Source organism: Kitasatospora sp. GAS1066B (genome assembly GCF_041262605.1).
Taxonomy (GTDB): Bacteria; Actinomycetota; Actinomycetes; order Streptomycetales; family Streptomycetaceae; genus Kitasatospora.
This window is the reverse complement of record NZ_JBGCCO010000007.1, coordinates 113355-137555: the sequence shown is the minus strand read 5'-3', so window position 1 is coordinate 137555 and position 24201 is coordinate 113355. Positions and strand designations below refer to the sequence as shown.

The following is a 24201-nucleotide window of genomic DNA, read 5'->3' as shown; positions in this document are numbered from 1 at the left end:
CTCAGCGCAGTCCGGGGATGAACTGCACGACCAGGTCGATCAGCTTGATGCCGAGGAACGGCAGGATCAGCCCGCCGACCCCGTAGACGCCCAGATTGCGGCGCAGCAGCGCCGAGGCCGAGGACGGCCGGTAGCGCACGCCGCGCAGTGCCAGCGGGATCAGCGCGACGATGATCAGCGCGTTGAAGACGATCGCCGAGGTGATCGCCGAGGTCGGGCTGTGCAGGTGCATCACGTTGAGGCTGCTCAGCCCCGGGTACACGCTGGCGAACATCGCCGGGATGATCGCGAAGTACTTCGCGACGTCGTTGGCGATCGAGAAGGTGGTCAGCGCACCACGGGTGATCAGCAACTGCTTGCCGATCTCGACGATCTCGATCAGCTTGGTGGGGTTGGAGTCCAGGTCCACCATGTTCCCGGCCTCCTTGGCGGCCGAGGTCCCGGTGTTCATCGCCACCCCGACGTCGGCCTGGGCCAGCGCCGGGGCGTCGTTGGTGCCGTCACCGGTCATCGCGACCAGCTTGCCGCCGCTCTGCTCCTGACGGATCAGCGCCATCTTGTCCTCGGGCGTGGCCTCGGCCAGGAAGTCGTCCACCCCGGCCTCCTCCGCGATCGCGGCGGCGGTCAGCGGGTTGTCGCCGGTGATCATGACGGTCTTGATGCCCATCCGGCGCAGGTCCTCGAAGCGGTCCTTGATGCCGTGCTTGACCACGTCCTTGAGGTTGATCACGCCGAGCACCCGGGCCGGCCGGCTGCCGGGGTGGACCGCCACCACCAGCGGGGTGCCACCGCCGGAGGAGATCCGTTGCACCGCGGCGTCGACCTCGGGCCCCACCGTGCCGCCGTGCTGCACCACGAAGGCGGCGACCGAGGCCGCCGCGCCCTTGCGGATCCGATGGTGCTCGCCGTCCTCGGTCAGGTCCACGCCGCTCATCCGGGTCTGCGCGGTGAACGGCACCCAGGCCGCGTGCGCCAGTTCGCCCTGGGTGCGGGCCCGCAGGCCGTACCGCTCCTTGGCCAGGACCACGATCGAGCGGCCCTCGGGGGTCTCGTCGGCCAGGCTGGACAGCTGGGCGGCGTCCGCCAGTTCGGCCAGCTCCGCCGCGCCGATGGGGATGAACTCGGCGGCCTGCCGGTTGCCGAAGGTGATCGTGCCGGTCTTGTCCAGCAGCAGGGTGGAGACGTCGCCGGCGGCCTCCACGGCCCGACCGGAGAGGGCGAGCACGTTGCGCTGCACCAGGCGGTCCATGCCGGCGATGCCGATCGCGGAGAGCAGCGCGCCGATCGTGGTCGGGATCAGCGCGACCAGCAGCGCGATCAGCACCACCGTGGTCTGCTCGGCGCCGGCGTAGGCGGCCATCGGCTGCAGGGTGACCACGGCCAGCAGGAAGACGATGGTCAGCGAGGCCAGCAGGATGTCGAGCGCGATCTCGTTCGGCGTCTTCTGCCGGGCCGCGCCCTCGACCAGCGCGATCATCCGGTCGATGAAGGTCTTGCCGGGCTCCGAGGTGATCTTGACGACGATCCGGTCGGAGAGCACCTTGGTGCCGCCGGTCACGGCCGAGCGGTCGCCGCCCGACTCGCGGATCACCGGCGCCGACTCGCCGGTGATCGCCGACTCGTCCACGCTGGCGACCCCCTCGACCACGTCGCCGTCCCCGGGGATGATCTGCCCGGCCTCGACCACCACGTGGTCGCCGAGCCGCAGTTGCGCGGCCGCGATCTCCGCCTCGGCCACCGCGCTCGCGCCCGGCCGCCAGTCGGTCAGCCGGCGGGCGACCGTCTCGGTGCGGGTCTTGCGCAGCGTGTCGGCCTGCGCCTTCCCCCGGCCCTCGGCCACCGCCTCGGCCAGGTTGGCGAAGACCACGGTCAGCCAGAGCCAGACCGCGATCACCCAGGCGAAGACGCTGGTGTGCCGGATCGCCGAGATGGTGGTCAGCACCGACCCGACCTCGACCACGAACATCACCGGGTGACGGACCATCACCCGGGGGTCGAGCTTGCGCACCGCGTTCGGCAGCGACTCGATCAGCTGCTTCGGGTCGAGCAGCCCGCCCGAGACGCGGTGCGCCTCGTGCTCCTCCTGCTCCTGCGCGCCGTTCACCGGGATCACTTGAGCCCCTCCGCGAGCGGACCCAGCGCGAGCGCCGGGAAGTAGGTGAGACCGACCACGATCAGCACGACGCCGGCGAGCATGCCGACGAAGAGCGGGCGGTGCGTGGGCAGCGTGCCCGCGGTCGCCGGGACCGGCTGCTGGCTTGCCAGCGAGCCGGCCAGCGCCAGCACGAAGACCATCGGCAGCAGCCGGCCGAACAGCATGACCAGGCCCAGCGCGGTGTTCCACCAGGTGCTGGTGGCGGTCAGGCCGGCGAAGGCGGAGCCGTTGTTGTTGGCCGCCGAGGCGAAGGCGTAGAGCACCTCCGAGAAGCCGTGCGGTCCGCCGTTCAGCGCGGCGAACCATTCGGCCTTGAAGGTCATCGCCGTCCCGGTGCCGATCAGCACGATGGCGGGGGTGGTGAGGATGTAGAGCGAGGCGAACTTCATCTCCCGGCCGCCGAGCTTCTTGCCCAGGTACTCCGGGGTGCGGCCGACCATCAGCCCGCCGACGAAGACCGTGATCACGGCCAGCACCAGCATCCCGTACAGGCCCGAGCCGGTGCCGCCGGGGGCGATCTCGCCGAGCATGATGTCGAACATGGTCAACCCGCCGCCGAGCGCGGTGTACGAGTCGTGCATGGAGTTCACCGCGCCGGTGGAGGTGAGCGTGGTGGAGGCGGCGAAGAGGGTGGAGCCCGCGATGCCGAACCGGACCTCCTTGCCCTCCATCGCCGCGCCGGCCGCCTGCAGCGCGCTGCCCTCATGGCGCCACTCGGCGATCGTCATCAGGATGGCCGAGACCACCCAGTACAGGGCCATCACCGTGACGATGGCGTAGCCCTGACGGTTGTCGCCGACCATCCGGCCGAAGGTGCGCGGCAGCGCGAAGGAGATCACCAGCAGCAGGTAGATCTCCAGCCAGTTGGTGAACGCGGTGGGGTTCTCGAACGGGTGGGCGGAGTTGGCGTTGTAGAAGCCGCCGCCGTTGGTGCCCAGCTCCTTGATCACCTCCTGGGAGGCCACCGGGCCGCCGGGGATCGACTGGGTCTGCCCCGCCAGCCCGGTGATCTGCTGCGCGGCGTGCAGGTTCTCCACCATCCCGCTCGCCACGAAGACGATCGCGAAGACCACCGAGACCGGCAGCAGCACCCGCAGGGTGATCCGGGTCAGGTCGACCCAGAAGTTGCCCACTTGGTCGGTCCGGCTGCGCGCGAAGCCCCGGATCAGCGTGGCGGCCACCGCCACGCCGACGGCGGCCGAGACGAAGTTCTGCACCGCCAGGCCCGCCATCTGCACCAGATGGCCCATGGTCGTCTCACCCGAGTACGACTGCCAGTTGGTGTTGGTCACGAAGGAGGTCGCCGTGTTGAAGGCGGTGGGGGCCGGGACGGCGGGGAAGCCCAGCGAGAGCCAGAGGTGGCTCTGCAGCCGCTGGAAGGCGTATAGGAAGAGCACCGAGACCGCCGAGAAGGCCAGCACGCTGCGCAGGTAGCCGAGCCATGGCTGGTCGTGGTCCGGGCGGACGCCCATCAGCCGGTAGCCGACGCGTTCGATCCGCAGGTGCTTGGGGCTGCTGAGCAGGTGGGCGAGGTAGTCGCCGAGCGGCCGGTAGGAGAGCGCGAGGGCGGCGACCAGGGCCAGGGCCTGCAGCACGCCCGCCAGAGTGGGAGTCACCGGGCCACCTCAGAACCGCTCCGGGTGCGTGAGCGCCAGCAGCAGGTAGACCACCAGGGCCGCCGCGACGATCAGCCCGACGATGTTGTCCGCCGTCACAGCCGGCTCACCCCCTTGGCGATCAGTGCGAGGACGCCGAACACGGCGAGCGTGACGACGACGAAGGCCAGGTCCGCCATGAAGGCTCCAACCGGAGTGTCGGGACCCGCCGGCTGCGGGTCGTGGGAGCTGCCTGAGCCGCTCTCTCCGATTGTCGGGTCGCGCATCTGACGGTCCGTAGTTTTCCTGGGCCGACCGGGGAAACCGACCATGGCGGGAGTATTGCGGCAGTGCAACGACAAGACTGTCAACCGATCATGAAAACAGTTATCGTTACGAACAGAGGACGGTGGGGGGTCGCGTCGTACCCGCACCGCACGTAGCGGATTCTCACGGGGGGTCACGTCGCCATGCGCTCATCGCCGCTGTACCTGGAACCCCGGCTGGAGCCACGGCTCCGCTCGGTGCTGGAGTCCGCTGACTTCCTGCACACCTTGGTGGATGCCCTCGGCTCGCCGCTCAACGTGGTGCTGCCCGAGCAGATCGCGGCGAACGTGGCCCGGTTCCGTGCCGTCTACCAGCGGCATCACCTCTCGGGCGGGATCTTCTTCGCGCACAAGGCGAACCGGTCCAGCGCCCTGGTGCGGCAGCTCACGGTGACCGAGGCGGGCATCGACGTCGCCTCGCTCGGCGAGCTGCAGCACGCGCTCGGCGCGGGCTTCACCCCGGACCGGATCCTGGCCACCGGGCCCAAGAACCCGGAGTTCCGCTGGCTGGCCGCCCGCACAGGCGTCACCGTCGGCGTCGACTCGCGGGCCGAGCTGCTGGAACTGGCCGTGCTGGTCGGCAAGTACGGGCTGCCCCGGGTGCGGGTGCTGCTGCGGCTGTCGGGCTTCGAGGCGCCCGGCGTCACGGTGCTCAGCCGGCCGAGCCGCTTCGGCTCCCCGGTCGGCGAGGTGGCGGGTCTGCTGGAGGCGGTCGAGCGGCACCGCGACGCCGTCGAGCTGATCGGTGTCGCCTACCACCTGGACACCGTCGGGGTGGCCGAGAAGGCGGTGGCCCTCGAAACCTGCGTCAGGGCCATGGACGAGTGCCGCCGCCGTGGCCTGCGCCCGCAGGTCATCGACATCGGTGGCGGCTTCGGCGTCAACTACCTTGCCGACGGGGGGCAGTGGGAGCGCTACACGAGCGAACTCACCAGTGCCGTGCTCGGCCGGCGGCCCGCGCTGACCTGGCAGGGTCACGGATACGGGCTGCGCGCCGAGGCCGGCACCCTGCGCGGGGCGCTGGGTCTGTACCCGGCCCACCGGCCGATCGCCGCCGAGGCCTACCTGGACGAGCTGCTCGCCTCCCCGGCGCCGTCGCTGGGTCGCCCGCTGGCCACCCTGCTGCTGGAGAACCTCTACGACCTGCACATCGAGCCGGGGCGCGCACTCGTCGACCAGTGCGGCGTCGCGCTGGCGAAGGTCCTGGAGGTCCGGCACACCCCGGGCGGCGACTGCCTGGTGCGGGTCGAGATGAACGCGCGCGATGTCAGCCTCGAGGAGCACGGGGTGCTGATGGACCCGATCGTCATCCCGCGGGGCGGCGGGCGTCCGTCCGGCACCGACCCGGTGGCGGTGTACCTGATCGGGAACCTCTGCCTGGAGGCCGACCTGATCACCCGGCGGCTGGTCCACCTCCCCGCCCTGCCGAGCCCGGGGGATCTGCTCGCCTTCGCCAACACCGCCGGCTACTTCATGGACTTCAGCGCCGACCACGCGCTGCACCAGCCGATCGCCCGCAAGGTCGCCGCGTACCGGGAGAACGGCTCCTGGCGCTGGCGGCTGGACACCCAGTACTGGCCCGACTTCGCTACGGGGGAACAGCAGTGAGGTACGACAGCATCACCGACGTGATCGGCGACACCCCGCTGGTGCGGATCAGCCCGGCGGTGCACGGCCTGCGGAACATCGACCTGTACGCCAAGTTGGAGATGCTCAACCCGTTCGGCTCGGTCAAGGACCGGGCCGCGTGGAGCATGACCCGCCCGAAGCTGGCCACCGCGGTCGAGCGCGGTGACGCGATCGTCGAACTGTCCAGCGGCAACACCGCGAAGGCCCTGGCCGTGATCGCCGGGATGCACGGGCTGCCGTTCAAGAGCGTGACGAACCGGATGAAGGTCCCGGAGATCAAGGACCTGTTGCTGCTGCTCGGCGCGGAGATCGAGGAACTGCCAGGCCAGAGCGAGTGCCTGGACCCGAGCAACACCGACGACCCGCTGACCCGGATCCACCGGATGCTCTCCGAGGCGGAGAGCGGCTACCTGCACACCGACCAGTACTACAGCCCGCTCAACCTCGAGGCGCACCTGGCCGGCACCGGGCCGGAGATCCTGCGGGACCTCGACGGCCGGGCCCCCGACTACTTCATCGCCTGCGTCGGCACGGCCGGCTCCTCGACCGGGGTGGCGACCGTGCTGCGCGCCGCCAACCCGGGGATCGAGGTGGTCGGCCTGGTCGCGGACAAGTCGGACTTCATCCCGGGCATCCGCAACATCGACGAGGTCCACGAGGTCGGTCTCTTCGACCCCGCCACCTACGACAGCATCGAGACGGTGACCGCCGACCACGCGATCGACGGCCTGCTGACCCTGGTCCGCCGCTGCGGCCTGCTGGCCGGCCCCACCGGCGGTGGCGCGTACCACGGTGCGGTGCGCCATCTGCGGGCGCTGGACGAGGGATTGACCGAGCGCAGGACCGCGGTCTTCATCGTCTGCGACCGGGTCGAGAGCTATCTGAGCTACATCCGCAAGCGCCGGCCCGAGCTGCTGAACCAGCCGCCCAGGCAGAACTCGGTGGCGACGCTGACCGAGGCCGAACTGGCCGAGGTGACCGCGCTGGACGTGGACGCGGCCCGCAAGTGGATCGCCGAGGACCGACCGCTGGTGATCGACCTGCGCGGCCCGTTCGCGTACGCGGCGCTGCACATCGAGGACTCGATCAACATCGTCGACGAGCTGTTCGACGAACTCCTGTACGGAGGGCTGCCGTTCGGCAAGAAGCAGCCGGTGCTGCTGGCCTGCCCGGTCGGTGAGAAGTCGGTGCGGTACGCGGCCCTGCTGACCCGGATGGGACACCCCGACGTGCGCAGCCTGGCCGGCGGCATCATCGGCTGGCGCGACGCCGGCGCGCCGCTGGTCCGGGACTGAGGGGGTGGGTCCGATGACCGTGCTCGACGATCTCCGCGACTGGCAGCGCGAGTTGCGGGCCCAGTTCCCGATCGTCGTGGGCAACCCCGAGCAGGCCTACCTGGACAGCGCGGCCACCTCGCAGAAGCCGCAGGCCGTGCTCGACGCCGTGCACAGCTACCTGACCACGGCCAACGCCAATGCCGGTCGCGGTACTTACCGCTGGGCCAACGACACCACCGCGCTGGTCGAGCGGACCCGGCAGCGGGTCGCCCGGTTCCTCGGGGACCCGGACCCGCAGCGCTCGGGCGTGCACTTCGTCAGCGGTGCCACCGAAGGACTGCGCGCGGTGGCCCGGGACTGGCTGCCCGGGTACCTGCACGACGGGGACGAGATCATCGTGCCCTTCGCCGACCACCAGGCCAACGCGCTGCCCTGGCTGGAGGCCCAGGAGTCGCTCGCGCGCCAGGGCGTGCGCATCGCGGTGCGCGAACTGCCCTACGAGAGCGCGTCGCACGACTACGACCAGGCGGCCCTGGCCGAACTGGTCACCGAGCGGACCGCGTTCGTGGCGGCCACCCACGTGCACCACGTCTACGGCGGGAACATGAACGTGCACCGGATCCGCGCGGCCGTCGGCCCGTCCGTGCCGATCTGCCTGGACGCCGCGCAGAGCGTCGGACATCTGCCGGTGGACGCCGGCGCGCTCGACGTCGACTTCGTGATCTTCTCCGGTCACAAGGCGATGGCCCTGCCCGGCACCGGCGCCCTCTGGGCGCGGAACCTGCGCGGCCCGGAGTTCAGGCCCGGCGGCTGGAGCGGTACGCCCAACACCAGCGGCATCGCGAGCCTGGAGGCCGCGCTCGACTGGCTGGACGCGGCCGGCCCGGAGCGGATCGAGCGGTGGACGGTCGCGCTGGCCGCCCGCCTCACCGACACGCTGCGCGGGCTGGACAGCTACGAGATCCTCGGCTGCCAACTCAGCCTGGCCGCCGACTCCGAGGTCCAGCAGCGGGCCGGGATCGTGACCTTCCGGCACCACAGGATCAGCTCCAACGACCTGGGCTTCATCCTGTCCAGCCACGGCTTCATGGTGCGCGCCGACGGCCACTGCCAGGGCCGGGCCGGCGAGCGGGACAGCTCGGTGCGGGTGAGCCTGCACGCGTACAACACGGTGGCGGAGATCGACCGCCTGCTCGCCGTCCTGGCCACGATGTGACGGTGTGTCAGCTACTGAAGAACTGTGAGGTGGGGAACCGTGAACAGCAAGGGCACGGTGGTGCTGGTCGACGTCTACGCGCCGACCATTCGGCTGGCGGAGGCGTTCGGCAAGGCGGGCTACACCTGCGTGCGGGTGCAGAGCACCCTGGAGGCGCCGCCGGTCTACCGGGCGAGCGTCAGCCTCGACCGGTTCAGCGACAACATCGTCCACCGGGGCGACCTGGCCGCGACGGTGGCGGCGGTCGCCGCCCATCGACCGATCGCGGTGCTCACCGGCGGCGAGCTCGGGGTCGAACTCGCCGACCGGATCAGCGAATCGCTGGGGCTGGCGACCAACGGCAGCGCGCTCAGCGAGGCCAGGCGCAACAAGTACGTCCAGATCGACACGATCAAGGCGGCCGGACTGCGCGGCGCCCGACAGCTGCTGGTCGACAGCGCGGACGAACTGGCCGACTGGCACCGGGAGATCGGTGGCCGGGTGGTGGTCAAGCCGATCCGCAGCGCTGGCAACGACGGGGTCATGTTCTGCGACACCCCCACCGAGTCGGTGGCCGCCTACCGGGCCGTCAAGGACCGGACCAACATCTTCGCGAACCGCAACGAGGGCGTGGTCGCGCAGGAGTACCTGGTCGGGGCGGAGTACGTGGTCAACACGGTGAGCCGGGACGGCCGGCACCGGGCCACCGACCTGTGGAAGTACACGAAGCTGTCGGCCAACGGTGTCCGCGACCGGATCAGCGGTGCGCTCCTGGTGCCGTCCGCGAGCCGGGCCCGCGAGCAACTGGTGCCGTACGCGTTTGCGGTGCTCGACGCCCTCGGGGTCCGGCACGGTCCGGCGCACCTGGAGGTGATGCTGACCCCCGACGGGCCGTGCCTGGTGGAGGTCGGGGTGCGGCTCTGCGGCGCCGACACGGCTTACTACGCGCAGGTCGCGGCGGGGGAGTCGCAGATCGAGTGGACGGTCGACGCCTACACCGACCCGGCCCGGTTCCTCGCGAACCACCAGGCCCCGTACCGGATCCAGCGGCACGTGGCGCTGGCCTTCCTCACCTCGCCGGTCCAGGGCGTGCTGCGCTCGTACCCCCTGCTCGACCAGGTCGAGCGGCTGGAGAGCTTCCACGACCTGCGCATGACGGTGAAGCCGGGCGACCGGCTGCCGGTGACCGTCGACGACAGCTCGGAGCCGATGATGGTGACGCTGGCCCACCCGGTCGAGGAGGTGGTGGCCCGCGACTTCGGGACGCTCTGCTACCTGGACGGCCGCGGCTTCTACGAGCTGGAGTCCGTCGGAGTCGCGCCCTGACCTGGCGCCGTCAGTCCCTCCGCCTGCCCCGGCGGGCCGCACCCACTCGACACCGTGGAGCCGCAGATGTTCTCAACCGGGCAGTACGGGCAGGTCTGGCGAGTCCCCGGGGCCCCGCTGCTGCTGGTCGGCGGGGTGATCGCGCGACTCGGGATGGGGATCACCGTCCTGGCGTGGCTGCTGCTGCTCAAGCAGACGACCGGCAGCTACGGCCTGGCCGCCTCGGTCGGCGCGGCCACCTCCATCGCCACCGCGTGCGCGGCCCCGATCGGCGGACGGTTGGCGGACCGCCTCGGCCCCGGCCGAGTGCTGCTCGGCTTCGCCACGGTCTACTCGCTGACCCAACTGGGCTTGCTGACAGCGGTGCTGTACCGCCTGCCGGTGCCGCTGCTCTGTGCCATCGCGGCGCTCTCGGGAGCCTTCTTCCCCTCGGTCGGCCCGGCGCTGCGCGCGGCCTGGACGGTGCTGACCGGCCCGGACAGTGGGCGCAGCGAGGCGCGCACCGCCGCGATGGCCGCCGAGTCCACGCTCTTCGAAGTGGTCTTCGTGGTCGGCCCGTTGCTGGTCTCGGCCTTCATGCTGATCGGCCGGCCGCTCGGCTCGGCCTTCGGGACCACCGCCGCGATCGCCGGTCCGGCCGCCGCGCTGGCGAGTTCGGCCGTCCTCACCGGTCTCGGCACGCTGGCGCTGACCACCGGGCGGGGGATGCGGGGCCTGCGCCCCGACGCGGCGCGAGTCCGCGCCCGCGGACTGGGCCCGCTGCGAGCGCCGGGCTTCCCGATGCTGCTGCTCTGCGTGGCCGGCATCGCGTTCTCCTTCGGGGCCTCGCCGGTGGCCCTGGCGGCCTATGCGCGGGCGCACGACGGCAGCGCCGCCGACAGCGTGACGGGCGTGCTGATCGCGGTCTGGAGCATCGGTAGCGCACTGGCCGGATTCTGGTACGGCACCCGGCAGTTCAAGACCTCGCAGGTGCGCCAGTTCGTGCTGCTGCTGATCGGCCTGGCGGTGGGCTACGCGCTCTGGGCGCTGATGCCCGGTTCGGCGGCCCTCGGTGTGCTGCTGCTGCTCACCGGCGCGGTCATCGCGCCCGCCATGACCGTCGAGGCGGGCCTGGTGTCCCGGCTGGCGCCGGAGAGCATGCTGAACGAGGCGTACACCTGGCTGACCACCACCAACCTGTCGATGGCCGCTCTCGGCTCCGCGGTCGGCGGGGTGATCGTGGATCAGCCGGGCGGGTGGGCCTGGGGGTTCCTCGCCGCGGCCGGCGCGACGGCGCTCGCGGCCGGGGTGGCGGCCTGGCCGGGCGCCTTGGCCGTCCGTCGGGACGAGCGCGCCGGGCACGCGGAGGACCCGGTGGTGGTGGGCTGAAATGCCTGCGGCCTGGCCTTCCTGCCGGTAGGTCAGGGCATCGGCGCTCGGCAGGTCAGGGCACCGGCGACCGAACTGAGAAGCGAAATGGTTTTCGTTTCCATCTGATGTAGGGTGGGCATCGATCCCGCCCGCAGCCGAGAGGAACCCGCCCGCCATGCCCGAGAACGCCCGGCTGCAGTCCGCCGATCCGCAGCGACCGGCCTGGTCGGTCGACTGGGTGGCGCGCTGGGAACGTCAGCAGGAGCGGTACGCGGTGGACCGCGAGGAGCGGTTCACCGTGATCGCCGACGTGGTCGAGCGGGTGACGGAGGGTCAGGACCGCCCGCTGTTGGTGGACCTCGGCAGCGGCCCCGGCTCGCTCTCGGCTCGTCTGGCCACCCGCCTGCCCCGGGCGCGGATCGTCGCGGCGGACATCGATCCGCTGCTCCTCGAGCTGGGCCGCACCCGGCACGCGGACGCGGTCCGCTTCGTCGAGGTGCTGATCGGCCAGCCGGGGTGGATCGAAGCGCTGGAGCTGGACCGCCCGTTGGACGCGGCGGTCTCCAGCACGGCCCTGCACTACCCGGAGCCGGCGAGCCTGCGGGAGATCTACCGGGACCTGGCGGGCGTGCTGCGCCCCGGCGGGGTCCTGGTCAACGGCGACCACCTGATGCCCGAGGATCCGGTGCTGGCCGCACTCGCCGAGCTGGTCGGCCGCCGCCACGCCGGGCGACACGGCGTGGACGACGCGGAGGACTGGACGACCTGGTGGGCCGACGCCCGGCGGAATCCCGAGTTCGCCGACCTGCTCACCGCACGCGAGCGGCAGCTCGCGCCGGCCGCCGGCGACGGCAACGGCCTGTCGGCGGCCCAGCACGAACAGCTGCTCCGGGAGGCCGGCTTCCGGCACGTGGGGCCGGTCTGGCAGTACGGGAGCAGCTGCGTTCTGGTCGCCGTGCGCTGAGCGGCGTGCGGCGACGGCGCCGGTGACGCCGTGGGGGCGTCATCGGACAGCGGCCCGGTCGATGACCGTGGGGGACATCGACCGGGCCGCCGGGAAGAGGTCGCGTGGCCTGCTCGACATATGCAGACATCGTTATATGCTGACATCTAGATGCACCGAGCAGTCAGGTCGGTGGCGGACGCGGCTTCGGGCTGCCCGCCCCGGCGCCATACGCGAGAGGGACCTTCGATGTCTGCCGCAACGCTGCACCGCACCCACGCCGAGCACCCGCACGCCCACGGGGAGGGCTGCGGTCATGTCGCCATCCCGCACGGCGACCACGTCGACTACGCGCACGACAACCACCTGCACCGGGTGCACGGCGACCACGTCGACGAGTGCGCCGAGGCCGAGCACGCCGTCCACTCGGACCACGCGCACCAGCACGGCGTGGACTGCGGGCATGTGGCCGTGCCGCACGAGGACCACGTCGACTACGTCCACGACGGGCACCGGCACGCGAGTCACCAGGGCCACTGGGACGACCACTGAGTCCTGCTGGTGCGCATGGGGGCGGGTCGGGGTGATCCCCGGCCCGCCCCCGGCGTGTTTGCCGGTCCTGGGGTGGGATTGATACTCATTCCCAGGTATTAAGGTATGCATATGGCAATGGACCCAGCCCCCGGTACTCCCGGTGCGTCGTCGGCCGAGCTGCAGGCCGCCAGCGAGTTGCTGCGCGCCTTGGCCGCGCCGGTCCGGCTGGGCATCGTGCGGGAGTTGGCCGACGGCCACCGGCGGGTCCACGAGCTGGTGGCCGCGCTCGGCGTGAGCCAGCCGCTGGTCTCCCAGCACCTGCGGCTGCTGCGCGCCGCGCGGATCGTCACCGCCCACCGCAAGTCCCGCGAGATCGAGTACTCGCTCACCGACGAGCACGTGGCGCACATCGTGCTGGACGCCATCCGGCACGCCGCCGAGGCGTAGTCCGCGCCCTCGGCAAGCGGCCTGACGGTGTATCAGCCCGTCAGCGCTCCTCGCGGAAGTCGACGTGGCGGCGGACCATCGGGTCGTACTTGCGCAGGACCAGGCGGTCCGGGTCGTTGCGGCGGTTCTTGCGGGTCACGTAGGTGTAGCCGGTGCCGGCGGTGGACCGGAGCTTGATGATCGGGCGCAGTTCGTTGCGGGCCATCGGGATCGTCCTCTCGGAGAAGGGTGGGCTGGATCGGTCGAGTCACTATACCGAAATGGAAGTCGTTTTCATCTGAGGTATTGTTGGCTCCGCCAGGACGGGCCGTGCGCCCGCCCACCCTGCCGCGCTGCCCCGCCGCGCCCGCCCACCGGAGACCGCCATGTCCGCCCACTGCCAACTGACCGGCCGCAAGCCCGGTTTCGGCAACGCCATCTCCCACTCCCACCGTCGCACCCCGCGCCGCTTCGACCCGAACATCCAGCGCAGGCGCTACTGGCTGCCGAGCGAGGGCCGGTACGTGCGGCTCACCCTCAGCGCCAAGGGGCTCAAGACCGTCGACGTGATCGGCGTCGAGTCCGCCGTCGCGCGGATCCGTGCCCGAGGGGAGAAGGTCTGATGGCCAAGCAGAGCAAGATCGCCAAGAACGAGGCCCGCCGCCGGACCATCGCCCACTACGCCGATCGCCGCGCCGAGTTGAAGCGGATCATCGCCCGGCCGACCAGTACGCCGGCCGAACGGGCGGCCGCCCAGCAGGAGCTGAGCCGCCAGCCCAGGGACGCCAGCGCCACCCGGCTGCGCAACCGGGACGCCGTCGACGGCCGCCCGCGCGGCTATCAGCGCGCCTTCGGCCTCTCCCGGATCAACCTGCGCACCCTCGCCCATGCCGGCCACCTGCCCGGTGTCCGCAAGTCCAGCTGGTGACCGAAGGAGGAGCCGTGCCCGAAGACCTGAGGCTGCCCGTGGTGGTGGTCGCCGGGCTGCACGCGGCCGAGCGCCGCCAGGCCGTCCGCGAACTGCTGGCGGGCTGCGTCGACGCCGTGGTCCTCCAGCACGACCTGCGGGACGCGTCCAGCGGTCTGGTGCACCGTCACATCCACGACGAAAAGGGCGATTTCGCGCCCGCCACGGTCCCGCTGACCAACGACTGCCCCTGCTGCGCGGCGCGCGAGGACCTGCTGCCCGAACTGCTGCGGATCGCCGAGGCCGGGCAGTACGGCCTCGCGGTGGTCGAGTTGTGGGGCGGCAGTGACCCGCACCCGATCGTGGAGCTGATCGCGGGCGGCGAGGTGGGCGACCGCTGCATGCACGAGGTGGTCGAACTCGCGGGTGTGGTCGGCGTGCTGGACCCGCTGCGGCTGATCGGCGAGCTGTCCGTGTCGGACGAGCTGGTCGAGCACGCCCTGCACACCTGCGCCGACGACGGCCGCACCCGTGCCGAGGCGCTCGCCCACCAGCTCGAGTACGCCACCGTGCTGGCCGTGCCGCGAGCCGGCCAGGCGGATGAGGCGCCCGAACGGCGGGCGGGTCTCGCGATGCTCCACCAACTGCATTCCACCGCCCGGGTGGTGCGGCTCGGCACCGGTGAGCTGATCCGGGCGGCGCTCGGCGGTTTCGACGTCGCCGCCGCGCGGGACCGGGTCAACCCGGCGCTCGCCCAGCTGCCGCAGGAACAGGACGCGGCGGGCGTGGCCACCGTGGTCTGGGAGCGCCGGCGTCCGCTGCACCCGACCCGGCTGCACGAGGCGCTCGAACAGCTGGTCCCCGCCGCCCAGCGCAGCCGCGGCCGGTTCTGGCTGGCCAACCGTCCCGACCTGATGTTCGCCTGGGACGCCGCCGGGGCCAACCTGGCGGTGGAGGAGTGCGGCCCTTGGCTGGCCTCACTGCCCGACGCCGCCTGGGACCTCTACCCGCCCGCCCGCCGGGCCGCCGCCGCCCTGGACTGGCACCCGCTGCACGGCGACCGGGTCCAGCAACTCAGCTTCACCGCCGAGGGCCTGGACGCCGACGGCATCGTCGAACTCCTCGACTCCTGCCTGCTCACCGACGCCGAACTGGTGGCCGGCGAGCCGGGTTGGAAGGCGCTGCCCGACGCGTTCGCCGATCTGCTGGACACGCCGTCCTGATTTCCCCCTCGCCACCCCGAAATACCACCCGCTGATCCCAACCACCTTTCCGGAGAACCCAGATGGCCGTCCCCAAGCGCAAGATGTCCCGCAGCAACACGCGCCACCGCCGCGCGCAGTGGAAGGCGAGCGCCCCGCAGCTCGTCCCGATCACCGTCCAGGGCCAGGAGTTGCTGGTGCCGCGCAACCTGGTCAAGGCGTACGAGCGCGGACTGCTCGTCCCCTGACGCCGAGCGGCGCGGTACGCCCGACCGCCGAGCCGGCCGGCGGCTCGGCGCCGCCGATCGCGGCGATGATCCGGGCCGCCCAGGCGGCCGGCCGCGGCTCGCGTCCCAGCCGGTCGGCGAGCCGGGCGAGGCGTTCGCGCCGCTCGGCCGGTGGCAGGGCAAGGGCCAGTTCCAGCCGGTCGCCGAGGTCCTCGGGGGAGCGGGGGTCGGTGAGGATCGCCGCCGAGCCCAGCGATTCGGCCGCGCCGATGTGCCGGGACAGCACGAGCACCCCGGATCCGTGCACCGCCGCCTGCGCGGCGACGAACTCCTTGGCGGTGAGGTTCATACCGTCCTGGAGGGAGGTCACCCAGAGCACGTCGGCCGCCAGGTAGTGGTCGACCACTTCGGGGAACGGCAGCGACTTCGGAAGGTACTCGACGGGCTGCCAGGAGTCGGTGCCCCACTGCTGGTTGACCTCGGCGACGCGCTGCTCCAGGGCCTGGCGGGTGGCGTCGTAGGCGGTGATACCGGGCTCGGGCGGCGGGCAGACCAGGCGGAAGCGCAGCCGTCCGCGCAGATCGGGGCGGCGGGCGAGCAGCGCCCCGATCGCCGCCACCTTCTGCACCGGGGCCTTGGCGTAGTCGAGGCGTTCGACGGCGAGCACCAGCGGGCCGGCCTGCGGACCTTGCCGCCGACGCGGTCGCGCAGCGCTGGCCCCGGCCCGGGCGCGGGCCAGCGCGGCGACGGCGTCGCGGTCGATGCCGAGCGGGTGGACACCGAGCCGCGGCAACCGGCCGGTGTCCACCCGCCCGGCATCGACCGCGAGGACCTGCCGGAAATGCTCGGCGAACGCGGCGGTGTGGAACCCGGCCCAGTCCAGGCAGCCGAGCGAGGCGCGGATCTCGGCCGCGGTCGGCAGCGTGGCGAAGACCTCCGGCGATGGGAACGGCGTGTGATGGAAGAGGCCGATCCGCAGGTCGGGACGGGCCGCGCGGAGCAGGCCCGGGACCAGCCACAGGTTGTAGTCGTGCAGCCAGACCGTGGCGCCGTCCGCCGCGTGGCTGCTGATCCGGTCGGCGAACCGCTCGTTCACCGTGCGGTAGAGCGCCCAACCGGCGGGGTCGAAGCGCAGCCGCTGCGGTTCGGACATCAGCACCGGCCAGAGCGTCTCCTTGCAGACCCGGTGGACGTAGCCGGCCCACTGCCGCGGACTCAGCGGCAGGAAGGAGAGCGGCAGGCCGGTGCCGTGCCCCGCCGGCAGCCGGTCGGGCGGCGTCCCGTCCGCCGCGACGGTGGCGGCCACCCAGACCGCGTCCAACCCGGTGTCCGGCCCAGCGGTCAGCCCGGCATCCGGCCCGGCGGCACGACCGCCGCCGTTGCCGCGCAGGTGCCGCAGGGTGGGCAGGATCCCGTTGGGACTGGCCGGTTCCCGCCAGCCGTGCTCGCGGGTCCAGGTCGCCGGTGGCCGGTGGTACCCGATCACCAGCGGGACCTCGGGTTCCACCCAGCCCAGGTCGAGCAGCGCCCGCAGGATGCCCCCGGCACCCGCCCGCGCCGGCCGGTGCGCCGCGGCTTGCGGAGGCACGGCCGACAGCAGGGCGGGCTCGGCGCCCTGGACGATCACGCCGTGCGCGCCCAGCCCGTACAGCGACAGATCGTTGAGGCTGTCGCCGGCGACCAGGATCGAGTCCATCGGCCAGCCCGACTGTTCCGCCAGCGCCCGCAGCGCGCCGCCCTTGGACGCCCCCGGCGGCAGCACATCGAAGTACCGCTCGCCGGAGTAGATCCATGAGCACCCCAATGCCCGCACCGCATCGGTGAGTTGCTCGGTCAGCCGGTCGGGCCGCAGGTAGTACGAGCAACGGCCGTCCTGGGCCACCCCGTCCTGGTACTCCAGCGCGGGGAAGCGGCGCAGCGCCCGGCGCACCCGCTCGGGCCCGGGCCAGCCGGCGCGCAACCGGGCCTGCAGCGGTCGGACCGGGGACAGGTCGGTGCCGTCCAGGACGCTCGCGCCGATGTCGGCGATGACCCAGTGCGGACGGGGCAGCAAGGGGTCGCGCAGTGCCTCGCGCACCGAGGGCAGCCCGCGCCCGGTCGCGAAGACGAGCGTCAGCTCCGGGTGGCGGGCCAGCGTGTCCCGCAGGCGCCGCCGGTCCCGGGTGGTGCCGCCCAGCAGCGTGCCGTCGAGGTCGGTGACCAGGATCGGATCTGTCACAGCCGTGCCCCCAGGCGCTCGTCGCGGATCAGAGCGACGTTAACACTGATGGACAGTCAGCTGACAGACAGTCATATCCGCAGTGACGCCTTCGCCCCGGCGGGGTGGCGAGTTGAGCAGGCCGGCAGGGCGCGCGGGTCAGGCGCCGACGAGCAGGTCGGCGACCTGGGCGCACTCGCGAGGGTGGGACCGGAAGTACCGGCCGAGATGGTGGGTGGCGTCGGGGAACACCAGATGCGTGAAGTCGGCCCGCCTGGCGAGTGCTTGGACGAGGGCCTGGTTCACGGCGGGCGGTATCACGTGGTCCTCGGCGGGCACCGCCAGCACCGCCCGACCGGTGAAGGCGGCGTAGATCTCCAGGGCGGCCGAGTCGCGCCAGGCGTCAGGGGTGCGGATGACCTCGGTGAAGCCCGCGTCGAAGGCCAGGTCCCAGGCCCGGCGCGGGTAGACGGCCGGGGCCAGCAGGCCGAGCGCCGCCACCCGGCTGCCGTAGTGCCCGAGCAGGTCGGCGACGGTCTGGCCGCTCATGCTCGCGCCGACCAGCAGCAGTTGATCGGTCTCGGGGGCGAGCTCGTCGATCACCGACCGGGCTTGCCGCAACCGCCGCGCCAGGCTCAGCTTCTGCAGCCGGCCGCTGCTGGCACCGTGCCCCGAGAAGTCCAACGTGACCACGCGGCAGCCGCGTTCGGCCAGCAGTCGCGCCAGGTCGCCGTGCACGGACCGGTCGGCCGTGCCCGCGCCGTGCAGCAGCACCGCGGTGCGGCCCGCCGCTTCGCCGACCGGTAGCAGCACGCCGCAGGCGATCTTCTCCCCGTCGACCGCCAGGGTCTGCTGCACCGCCTCGACCTGACGCCTCGACGCCGGAACCGCCAGGTCGGTCGACTGCGGTTCGTGGGCGCCGAGCCGTGCCAGCAGGTGTTCCCTGGCCGCCGGCCACTCGCCGGCGAGCATCGCGAAGTACTGGCTGTCGCGGAACGTCCCGTCCTGGCGACGCTTCTCGCGTCGGTGGACGCCCTCGTACCGTGCGCCGAGGCGGCGTATCGCCTGCTGCGAACGCTCGTTGAGGCCGTCGGTCTTCAACATCACCCGGCCCATGCCCAGTTCCTCGAAGGCGTGGGCGAGCAGCAGTAGTTTCGTAGTCCTTCGATAGACACACACGTATGATCGGTGATCATCGGAGGGGATGCGCATGTCGCTGGAGACGTTCGCCGGGCCGTCTGACCCGCGAGAGCCGTACGAGGGGAAGCGGGCGGGTATCTACGCCCGGAAGTCGAACTACGCGGGCAAGAAGAAGTCGAAGCACCGTTCCGTCGCTGAGCAGCTCGAAGCGTCGTACGCCGACGCCGCGCGCCTTCGGGTGACGATCGGGGAGGGGCGCGAGTACGTCGATGACGGAATCTCGGCCTCGCGGTACGGCGGGAAGGAGCGAGACGAGTTCGAGCGCCTGCTCGACGACATCGAGCACCGCCGGCTCGACATGGTGATCAGCTGGGCGTCGAACCGGTTGCAGCGCGACCTTGCGATCTACGTGCGGCTGCGTGACGCGTGCGCGGCGGCCGGCGTGCTGCTTTGCTACGGCGGCCGGGTGTACGACATGTCCTCGAAGGACGACCGCTTTCGCACCGGCCTCGACGCCCTGGTTGGTGAGCGCGAGGTCGACGAACTTCGGGACAACGTTAAGCGCGCACTGCGCGCCAACGCCGCCAACGGTCGCCCGCACGGACCGAAAAAGTACGGCTACGACCGCGTGTACGACCCGCGTACGGGTGCGTTCATTGAGGAGGTCGTGAACCCCGTTGAGGGCCCGGCCATTGCGGAGATCGCCAAGCGGTGGGCGGCTGGCGACGGTCCGGCGAAGATCCGTAGGTACCTGCTTGCCGAGAAGATCCCGCCGCCGGGCGACCGGTGGACGGCCAAGCAGGTTGAGGTGGTGGCGCGGGCCGAGGTGGGGGACCACCCGATGCACCCCGAGATCAAGGCCGAGGCCGCCGCACGACTGCTCGGCGACGAGGAGGCGGCAAAGAGCATCGCCGATGACTTCAACGAACGTGAGCTGCCCTTGGTGGTCGCTGAGTGGAACACCTGGACGATCAAGAAGTACGCGCTTGATCCGAGCTACGTTGGCGCCCGTGTGTCCCACGGCCAGGTGACCAAGGAGGACGCCCGGCCGCGGATCGTTGACCCGGCGACGCACGCCCAGTGTCTTGCGATCGAGGCGAAGCGCAAGGGGACGCGGGGCAATTCTCATCCCACGGCCGCCGTGCACTGGCTCTCGGGGATCGGCAGGTGCGGTCACTGCGGCTTCCCTCATTACACGAGTGGGCGGCGGCACCGGACCATCGACCCCGCGACCGGTGAGGGCAAGCTGGTGAGGCAGTACAAGTGCACGCACTTCTCGCTTGACATTGAACTCGTCGACCGCTTCGTCGAGGGCCAGCTGTTCGACTGGCTGTCCGAGCCGGCCTGGGTCGCGGCGTACTTGGAGAACGACAAGGAGCGGGCTGCGAAGCACGCGGAAGCGCAGGGCGAGCTTGCGATCTTGCAGGCCCGTCTCGAAGAGTTCTACAAGTCGGCTGCGACCGGTGGGGTCTCCGCTGCGGCGCTGACAGCCATCGAGTCTGACCTGCTTCCCCGGATAAAGGAGAAGGAGCAGCAGGCGGCGACTCTGCGGGTTCCGCCGGTCGTCCGCGACATCGCGGTCGGAGATCGCCGGGACATCGAAGCTGCGTGGAAGAAGCTGGATCTCGAACAGCGGCGCCTGATCGCCGAGTCGCTGCTTGACGTTCGGCTCCGGACGGCCGGCCAGGGTGTGAGGACGGACGAGACCACTATCGGCAGGTACGTGACTGTGACACCGCGCGGGATGAAGTTGGCCGCGTAGCAGAAGCCGAACGGGCCGCCCAGCGTCTGCTGGGCGGCCCGATCACTATGTGGTGACACCTCATGAGTCGCCACCCGGCCCCGCCCCGGGGTCGCCATCTGCCAGCCCGTTCAGAGCCGTCTCGATGGCAGTTGCGCCGGTCGGCGTGATGTGCCGATCGTCAACTGCAAGGACGAGGTCCTCCGCGGTCGCGCGAACGACCGCCGGGGCGCCGGCATCGAGCCGGGTACGGCAGACCTTGATCATGCGGAGTCTTCCCCCTGTGGGCATGTAGGAACGTACGATTCGCACACAGTTCCGAATCGAACTTTCACACAGTATCGCCCGCAACACCGCAGGTCACCCGCGTTCTGGTCAAACTTCAACTAGAGGGACGCCCAGAACCTGAGGCCCAGTTCCTTAGCAGTTCCTCCACCTTCGGCATGTCTGCCGGGCGCAGTCCGGGGACGTGCGCGACGACGACAGACGCCTCGGGCGTGGTCGCTCCGAAGGGGTCGCCGGCGGTCAGTCCGATGTACTGCTCGGCCGCCGCGGCTTGCACCTCACGGACGTCCCTGCCGATGGCCGCGGCGATCGCTCTCACGATCCATGGGGCGATCTTGACCGCTTCACCGTTGGCTATCTTCCACAGGGCATTGTGGTTCAGGGCCTGGCGTGTCTGCGGGTCGATCGCCGCCTCGGCCAGCTTCCGGTAGGTCACGCCTTCGCCTGTGGCTGCTTCGCGCACCATGTCGGCGAACGGGGTCGACTCCCACATCGTTTCTCATCTCCGTTCGTGTCGCGTTACGCGAACACGCCCATTGAAGCGCACATATCACTGGTTCGACCAATGCAGATATGCGTTGACGTGCACTATCGGCCGCTCTAGCGTTGCCCGTGTCTCGAAACGGAGACAGGCGCAACGCTCTGAGCTGCACGTTCTGACGTCCCACCTGTCTTCGTTCCGCAACAGAAACGAACGGGGGGAACCGATGTCTACTACCGGCCGTGTCGCCCAGCCTGCGCAGGTGCAGGGGTGGCCTGATCCAAGCGACGAGCAGGTCTCACTGGTGGCGCGCATCCTCGGGCCCCACATCCGGCGAGCTCGGGCCGAGCGCCTGGCCGCCGAGCAGGCTGCGGCCCGTCCCGTCGTCGAGCGGATTGCGGCATGAGCGCCGCACACGTCATGGAGTTCATCGGCCCGCCGCCGGCCGCCGAGACCAAGCACAGCAAGATCGCTCGGGCCCTGCGCGGCCGGCCGGCCGAGTGGGCGGTTGTGCAACGGGCCGCCACCATCACCCGCGCCGCCTCGGCGGCACAGGCGATCCGGTCCGCCAAGCTGGCCGCCTACGGTCCGGCGGGGGCGTTCCAGGCCGTTGCCCGCACCGTTCAGGGTGAGCACCGGGTCTACGCCCGGTACGTCGGCGAGCAGCGGCGCCCGGTCGTTGGGGGTGTGGCTGCGTGAGTGCCGTCCGTCCGCCGGGGCTGCCTCCGCGGTCGGGCCGGCTGTTCATCGGCGAAGCCGCCGCCGCGGTGGACGTCGAGCAGGTGAGGGCGGTCTGGCAGGCCGCACGGGCCGCGGGCGAGCCCGGGTGGTACCTGGCACGCATCGCCGCCATCGGCCGCCGCAGAGCCGGCGCCCGTGGGACCGGGGCCGGCCATGCATGAGACGGCAGCGGTCGCGCTGCAACTGGCAGTCGACGGCAGCGGCGTCCCGTACCCGGAGACCATCACCAAGCCGGTTCGGCCCGCACGGCGCCGCGACAAGGCCGAGGACCGCGCCACCACTGAACCTTGCGACGTGCCAGGCCAGTTGGACGGCCTCGCCGCCATCGCCGCCCTGGCCTGACCGGCCGGCCAATCCGCCCGTTCCACCAACTCCCCACGCCGGCACCACGTGCGCGGCGCCCCGCGACCCTTGGCCCGCGCTGCCCGATGGAGCACAACACCCGTGACCTGGTTCAAAGTTGACGATACCGCCTACTCACACCCGAAGCTGATCGCGGCCGGGAACGCAGCACTCGGGCTGTGGCTTCGCTGCGGCGCCTACACCGCACAGCACCTGACCGAGGGCCGTATCCCGGCCGTGATCGCCACCATGTTCGGCACCGGCCCCCAGGCCGCCAAGCTGGTGAAGTCCGGCCTGTGGCACGAGAGCGGCCACACCTGCTCGCGGTGCCCGACGGTGACCGTCGGCGAGTACTTGATGCACGACTTCCTGCGCTACAACCCCACCCGGGCCAGCGTCGAGGGCACCCGCAAGCGGGAGGCGGACCGGAAGCAAAAGGGCCGTGATCGCCAGCGAACGCGCCGCGATTCGCCCGCCGATCCGCCACCGTTCGGCGCCGATCCGGACCCGGACGGCGAGGGATCCGCCCCTGATTCACCCCCGGATTTCGACGAAAGCCCAGGCCAGAGCGGGGTGTCCCACCCGGACGGCGCGGGGGTGTCCCACCGGTCCCGGCCCGACCCGACCCGACCCGTAGAGGGTGGCGGGGGCAGTAGAGAGAGTTCAGGCCGTAGCGGGCCGCCGCCCACCTCCACTCTCTGCGCTCTGCCCGCCGACTGGGAACCGGACGACGCGCTGCTCGCCTGGGCGGCGACGGCCGGTCACCTCCAACGCCTGGGACTGGAGGGCCTGGACCACGCCACCGCCAAGTGGCGCGTCCACCGGGCCACCGGCCCCGCGCGGACCGTGCAGCAGTGGCGGCTCAACTGGCAGCAGTGGATCAACCAGGAGCGGCCCGACCAACCGGCCGCCGCACGCCACCTTCAGGCCGTGCCGCCCTCGCGCCCTTCACGCGCCGATCAGCACGCTGCCGCACTTCAGGCCGCCCTCAACGACATGAACACCGCCAGCCACGAGGAGGACAGCGCATGACCCGCGAGGAAGTCGCCGCCCTTCTCGCCTACGTCGGCCGCCTGGACCCGCGCGCCGCCCTGCTCGACCCCACCGAGACCGCCGGCCAACTGGCTACCTGGTGCGAGCTGCTGCGCGACGTGCCCGCCATGACCCCCGGCGGGTGGGACGCCGCCGCGGTGGTGCGCCGGCACGTCGAGTCCAGCCCGTACCCGGTGCTGCCGGTCGACGTCACCCGCCCCTGGGCGGCCCACCGCCGGGACCTGCTCGGCCGCCACACCGACCCCCGCCCCGCCGTCGACCCCGACGACGTCGCCGCCTACCAGAACGCCATCCGGGCGCAGCGGCACGCGGTCGCCACCGGGCAGGCCGCGCCCGCCGACTCCCGGCAGCTGACCGGCGGCCCGCACCCGACGGTCGCCGCCCGCCTCGCCGGCCGCGCGCTTCCCGCGGACGTCGGCGCCGCACTGGCCCCGTACCGCCCGGCGCGGGCCGCGCGGGAGGCCGCCGCCGCGGCCGGCCGACCCGACGCCCTGTCCGTGCCGTGCACGTGGTGCCGCGCGCCGGCCGGGGAGCAGTGCCGGCGGCGCACCAACGCCACCACCGACCGACCCGGCACCTGGACCCGCCGCCGCACACCGCACCCCAGCCGCATCGACGCCGCCACGGCCACCACCCACCAGGAGAGTGCAGCATGACCACCAACCCCGCCCCGCACCGCCGCGAGTCCGACGTCGAAGCGCTCTTGCACCTGGTCGACCGGGCCGAGCGCGGCACCCTGTTGCCCGCCGAGGCCGCCCTCCTTCGTGCCGGCGTCAACGACATGGCCACCTACCGGCAGTGGTGCACCGAGTGGTCGCGCATTGCCGTCGCCGGCCGGGCCCGCGCCCACCTCCTGCGCCAGGCACTTCGCCGGGCACTGGACCGCGCCCGGAACGCCGCGGCGACGGAGGCTGAACTGGCCCGCCTGAAGGCCGCGCAGAGCCCGGCGGAACTGGCATCGGAGGCGTACGAGGACATGCTCGCCGCGCAGCTGCTCGACGCCTTCGCGCTGGCCCGCGCCGCCCACCGTCTGCGGCCGGTCGTCCGCCGCCCGCCGGCGGCCTCCTGAACCGACCCGGGCGCCCCCGTACTGCCGAGAGGGGCGCCCGGGTCACCAACCACCCGCGCA

27 protein-coding genes and 1 pseudogene are annotated in these 24201 nt (G+C 71.8%); 18 read left to right on the top strand and 10 right to left on the bottom strand.

Annotated elements, in window-relative coordinates:
• Position 1: 1 nt before the first annotated feature.
• Genes kdpB through ABH937_RS09990 form a run of 4 tightly spaced genes read right to left on the bottom strand, consistent with a single transcriptional unit; the run spans position 2 to position 4037 of the window.
• Positions 2 to 2113: a potassium-transporting ATPase subunit KdpB gene (gene kdpB / locus ABH937_RS10005; RefSeq protein WP_280689330.1), complete on the bottom strand. Its 2112-nt coding sequence runs from the start codon at positions 2111 to 2113 to the stop codon at positions 2 to 4.
• Positions 2110 to 3771: a potassium-transporting ATPase subunit KdpA gene (gene kdpA / locus ABH937_RS10000; RefSeq protein WP_370217950.1), complete on the bottom strand. Its 1662-nt coding sequence runs from the start codon at positions 3769 to 3771 to the stop codon at positions 2110 to 2112. The genes kdpB and kdpA overlap by 4 nt, the downstream gene beginning before the upstream one ends.
• 9 nt (positions 3772 to 3780) lie before the next feature.
• Positions 3781 to 3870: a K(+)-transporting ATPase subunit F gene (gene kdpF, locus ABH937_RS09995; RefSeq protein WP_280689332.1), complete on the bottom strand. Its 90-nt coding sequence runs from the start codon at positions 3868 to 3870 to the stop codon at positions 3781 to 3783.
• Positions 3867 to 4037 carry a hypothetical protein gene (locus ABH937_RS09990; protein ID WP_280689333.1) on the bottom strand — a complete coding sequence of 57 codons (171 nt, stop codon included), beginning with the start codon at positions 4035 to 4037 and terminating at the stop codon, positions 3867 to 3869. Before ABH937_RS09990 ends, kdpF begins: the two co-directional genes overlap by 4 nt.
• Positions 4038 to 4220: 183 nt before the next feature.
• On the opposite strand from ABH937_RS09990, the gene ABH937_RS09985 reads away from it, so the two are divergent.
• The 8 genes from ABH937_RS09985 (at position 4221) to ABH937_RS09950 (ending at position 12777) form a co-directional block, all read left to right on the top strand.
• Positions 4221 to 5684 (top strand): Y4yA family PLP-dependent enzyme, encoded by a 1464-nt coding sequence (locus ABH937_RS09985; protein ID WP_370217949.1) that lies wholly within the window; start codon positions 4221 to 4223, stop codon positions 5682 to 5684.
• The gene (locus ABH937_RS09980) at positions 5681 to 7000 is read left to right on the top strand and encodes a pyridoxal-phosphate dependent enzyme (protein WP_370217948.1); all 1320 of its coding nucleotides are present in this window, start codon (positions 5681 to 5683) and stop codon (positions 6998 to 7000) included. The genes ABH937_RS09985 and ABH937_RS09980 overlap by 4 nt, the downstream gene beginning before the upstream one ends.
• Before the next feature lie 13 nt (positions 7001 to 7013).
• Positions 7014 to 8198 carry an aminotransferase class V-fold PLP-dependent enzyme gene (locus ABH937_RS09975; RefSeq protein WP_280689336.1) on the top strand — a complete coding sequence of 395 codons (1185 nt, stop codon included), beginning with the start codon at positions 7014 to 7016 and terminating at the stop codon, positions 8196 to 8198.
• Between the two features lie 39 nt (positions 8199 to 8237).
• Positions 8238 to 9503, top strand: coding sequence for an ATP-grasp domain-containing protein (locus ABH937_RS09970; RefSeq protein WP_370217947.1), 1266 nt, complete (start codon positions 8238 to 8240; stop codon positions 9501 to 9503).
• A 66-nt stretch (positions 9504 to 9569) separates the two neighbouring features.
• Positions 9570 to 10871 (top strand): MFS transporter, encoded by a 1302-nt coding sequence (locus ABH937_RS09965; protein ID WP_370217946.1) that lies wholly within the window; start codon positions 9570 to 9572, stop codon positions 10869 to 10871.
• 157 nt (positions 10872 to 11028) lie between these two features.
• On the top strand, positions 11029 to 11817 hold the full coding sequence (locus ABH937_RS09960; RefSeq protein WP_280689339.1) for a class I SAM-dependent methyltransferase: 789 nt from the start codon (positions 11029 to 11031) through the stop codon (positions 11815 to 11817).
• 228 nt (positions 11818 to 12045) lie between these two features.
• A complete protein-coding gene (locus ABH937_RS09955; RefSeq protein ID WP_280689340.1) occupies positions 12046 to 12348 on the top strand; it encodes a hypothetical protein in 303 nt (100 codons plus the stop codon).
• Between the two features lie 111 nt (positions 12349 to 12459).
• Positions 12460 to 12777, top strand: coding sequence for a metalloregulator ArsR/SmtB family transcription factor (locus ABH937_RS09950; protein ID WP_280689341.1), 318 nt, complete (start codon positions 12460 to 12462; stop codon positions 12775 to 12777).
• A gap of 40 nt (positions 12778 to 12817) precedes the next feature.
• Here ABH937_RS09950 and rpmG read toward each other — a convergent pair whose 3' ends face one another.
• Complete coding sequence (gene rpmG / locus ABH937_RS09945) at positions 12818 to 12982, bottom strand: 50S ribosomal protein L33 (RefSeq protein ID WP_280689342.1); 165 nt, start codon at positions 12980 to 12982, stop codon at positions 12818 to 12820.
• A 160-nt stretch (positions 12983 to 13142) separates the two neighbouring features.
• Between rpmG and rpmB the strand changes: the two genes are divergently transcribed.
• The 4 genes from rpmB (at position 13143) to rpmF (ending at position 15113) form a co-directional block, all read left to right on the top strand.
• Positions 13143 to 13379, top strand: coding sequence for a 50S ribosomal protein L28 (rpmB, locus tag ABH937_RS09940; RefSeq protein WP_370217945.1), 237 nt, complete (start codon positions 13143 to 13145; stop codon positions 13377 to 13379).
• Positions 13379 to 13684 (top strand): 30S ribosomal protein S14, encoded by a 306-nt coding sequence (rpsN, locus tag ABH937_RS09935; protein WP_280689344.1) that lies wholly within the window; start codon positions 13379 to 13381, stop codon positions 13682 to 13684. Before rpmB ends, rpsN begins: the two co-directional genes overlap by 1 nt.
• Positions 13685 to 13698: 14 nt before the next feature.
• On the top strand, positions 13699 to 14886 hold the full coding sequence (locus ABH937_RS09930) for a GTP-binding protein (RefSeq protein ID WP_370217944.1): 1188 nt from the start codon (positions 13699 to 13701) through the stop codon (positions 14884 to 14886).
• A 62-nt stretch (positions 14887 to 14948) separates the two neighbouring features.
• Positions 14949 to 15113 (top strand): 50S ribosomal protein L32, encoded by a 165-nt coding sequence (gene rpmF / locus ABH937_RS09925; RefSeq protein ID WP_280689346.1) that lies wholly within the window; start codon positions 14949 to 14951, stop codon positions 15111 to 15113.
• Here rpmF and ABH937_RS09920 read toward each other — a convergent pair.
• From ABH937_RS09920 to ABH937_RS09910, 3 genes and pseudogenes are all read right to left on the bottom strand, one after another.
• Complete coding sequence (locus ABH937_RS09920; RefSeq protein ID WP_280689347.1) at positions 15079 to 17310, bottom strand: trehalose-6-phosphate synthase; 2232 nt, start codon at positions 17308 to 17310, stop codon at positions 15079 to 15081. The two genes, rpmF and ABH937_RS09920, sit on opposite strands and share 35 nt — an antisense overlap.
• A 138-nt stretch (positions 17311 to 17448) precedes the next feature.
• Positions 17449 to 18063 (bottom strand): alpha/beta fold hydrolase, encoded by a 615-nt coding sequence (locus tag ABH937_RS09915; RefSeq protein WP_370146782.1) that lies wholly within the window; start codon positions 18061 to 18063, stop codon positions 17449 to 17451.
• A gap of 147 nt (positions 18064 to 18210) precedes the next feature.
• Positions 18211 to 18447: pseudogene (locus ABH937_RS09910) on the bottom strand (GNAT family N-acetyltransferase); the annotation flags it as partial.
• A gap of 52 nt (positions 18448 to 18499) precedes the next feature.
• Here ABH937_RS09910 and ABH937_RS09905 point away from each other — a divergent pair.
• Positions 18500 to 20191 carry a recombinase family protein gene (locus ABH937_RS09905; protein ID WP_370217943.1) on the top strand — a complete coding sequence of 564 codons (1692 nt, stop codon included), beginning with the start codon at positions 18500 to 18502 and terminating at the stop codon, positions 20189 to 20191.
• A gap of 60 nt (positions 20192 to 20251) precedes the next feature.
• Here ABH937_RS09905 and ABH937_RS09900 read toward each other — a convergent pair whose 3' ends face one another.
• Positions 20252 to 20437, bottom strand: coding sequence for a hypothetical protein (locus ABH937_RS09900; RefSeq protein WP_370217942.1), 186 nt, complete (start codon positions 20435 to 20437; stop codon positions 20252 to 20254).
• 115 nt (positions 20438 to 20552) lie between these two features.
• Positions 20553 to 20948 carry a hypothetical protein gene (locus ABH937_RS09895; RefSeq protein WP_370217941.1) on the bottom strand — a complete coding sequence of 132 codons (396 nt, stop codon included), beginning with the start codon at positions 20946 to 20948 and terminating at the stop codon, positions 20553 to 20555.
• A 390-nt stretch (positions 20949 to 21338) separates the two neighbouring features.
• Here ABH937_RS09895 and ABH937_RS09890 point away from each other — a divergent pair, with 390 nt between their 5' ends.
• The 5 genes from ABH937_RS09890 (at position 21339) to ABH937_RS09870 (ending at position 24141) form a co-directional block, all read left to right on the top strand.
• The gene (locus ABH937_RS09890; RefSeq protein ID WP_370217939.1) at positions 21339 to 21635 is read left to right on the top strand and encodes a hypothetical protein; all 297 of its coding nucleotides are present in this window, start codon (positions 21339 to 21341) and stop codon (positions 21633 to 21635) included.
• Positions 21636 to 21830: 195 nt separating this feature from the next.
• On the top strand, positions 21831 to 22019 hold the full coding sequence (locus ABH937_RS09885; protein ID WP_370217938.1) for a hypothetical protein: 189 nt from the start codon (positions 21831 to 21833) through the stop codon (positions 22017 to 22019).
• A 102-nt stretch (positions 22020 to 22121) separates the two neighbouring features.
• Entirely contained in the window at positions 22122 to 23051 is a 930-nt protein-coding gene (locus ABH937_RS09880; protein WP_370217937.1) for a mucin-2, read from the top strand.
• Positions 23048 to 23728 (top strand): hypothetical protein, encoded by a 681-nt coding sequence (locus ABH937_RS09875; protein WP_370217935.1) that lies wholly within the window; start codon positions 23048 to 23050, stop codon positions 23726 to 23728. Before ABH937_RS09880 ends, ABH937_RS09875 begins: the two co-directional genes overlap by 4 nt.
• On the top strand, positions 23725 to 24141 hold the full coding sequence (locus tag ABH937_RS09870) for a hypothetical protein (RefSeq protein ID WP_370217934.1): 417 nt from the start codon (positions 23725 to 23727) through the stop codon (positions 24139 to 24141). Before ABH937_RS09875 ends, ABH937_RS09870 begins: the two co-directional genes overlap by 4 nt.
• Positions 24142 to 24201 lie beyond the last annotated feature (60 nt).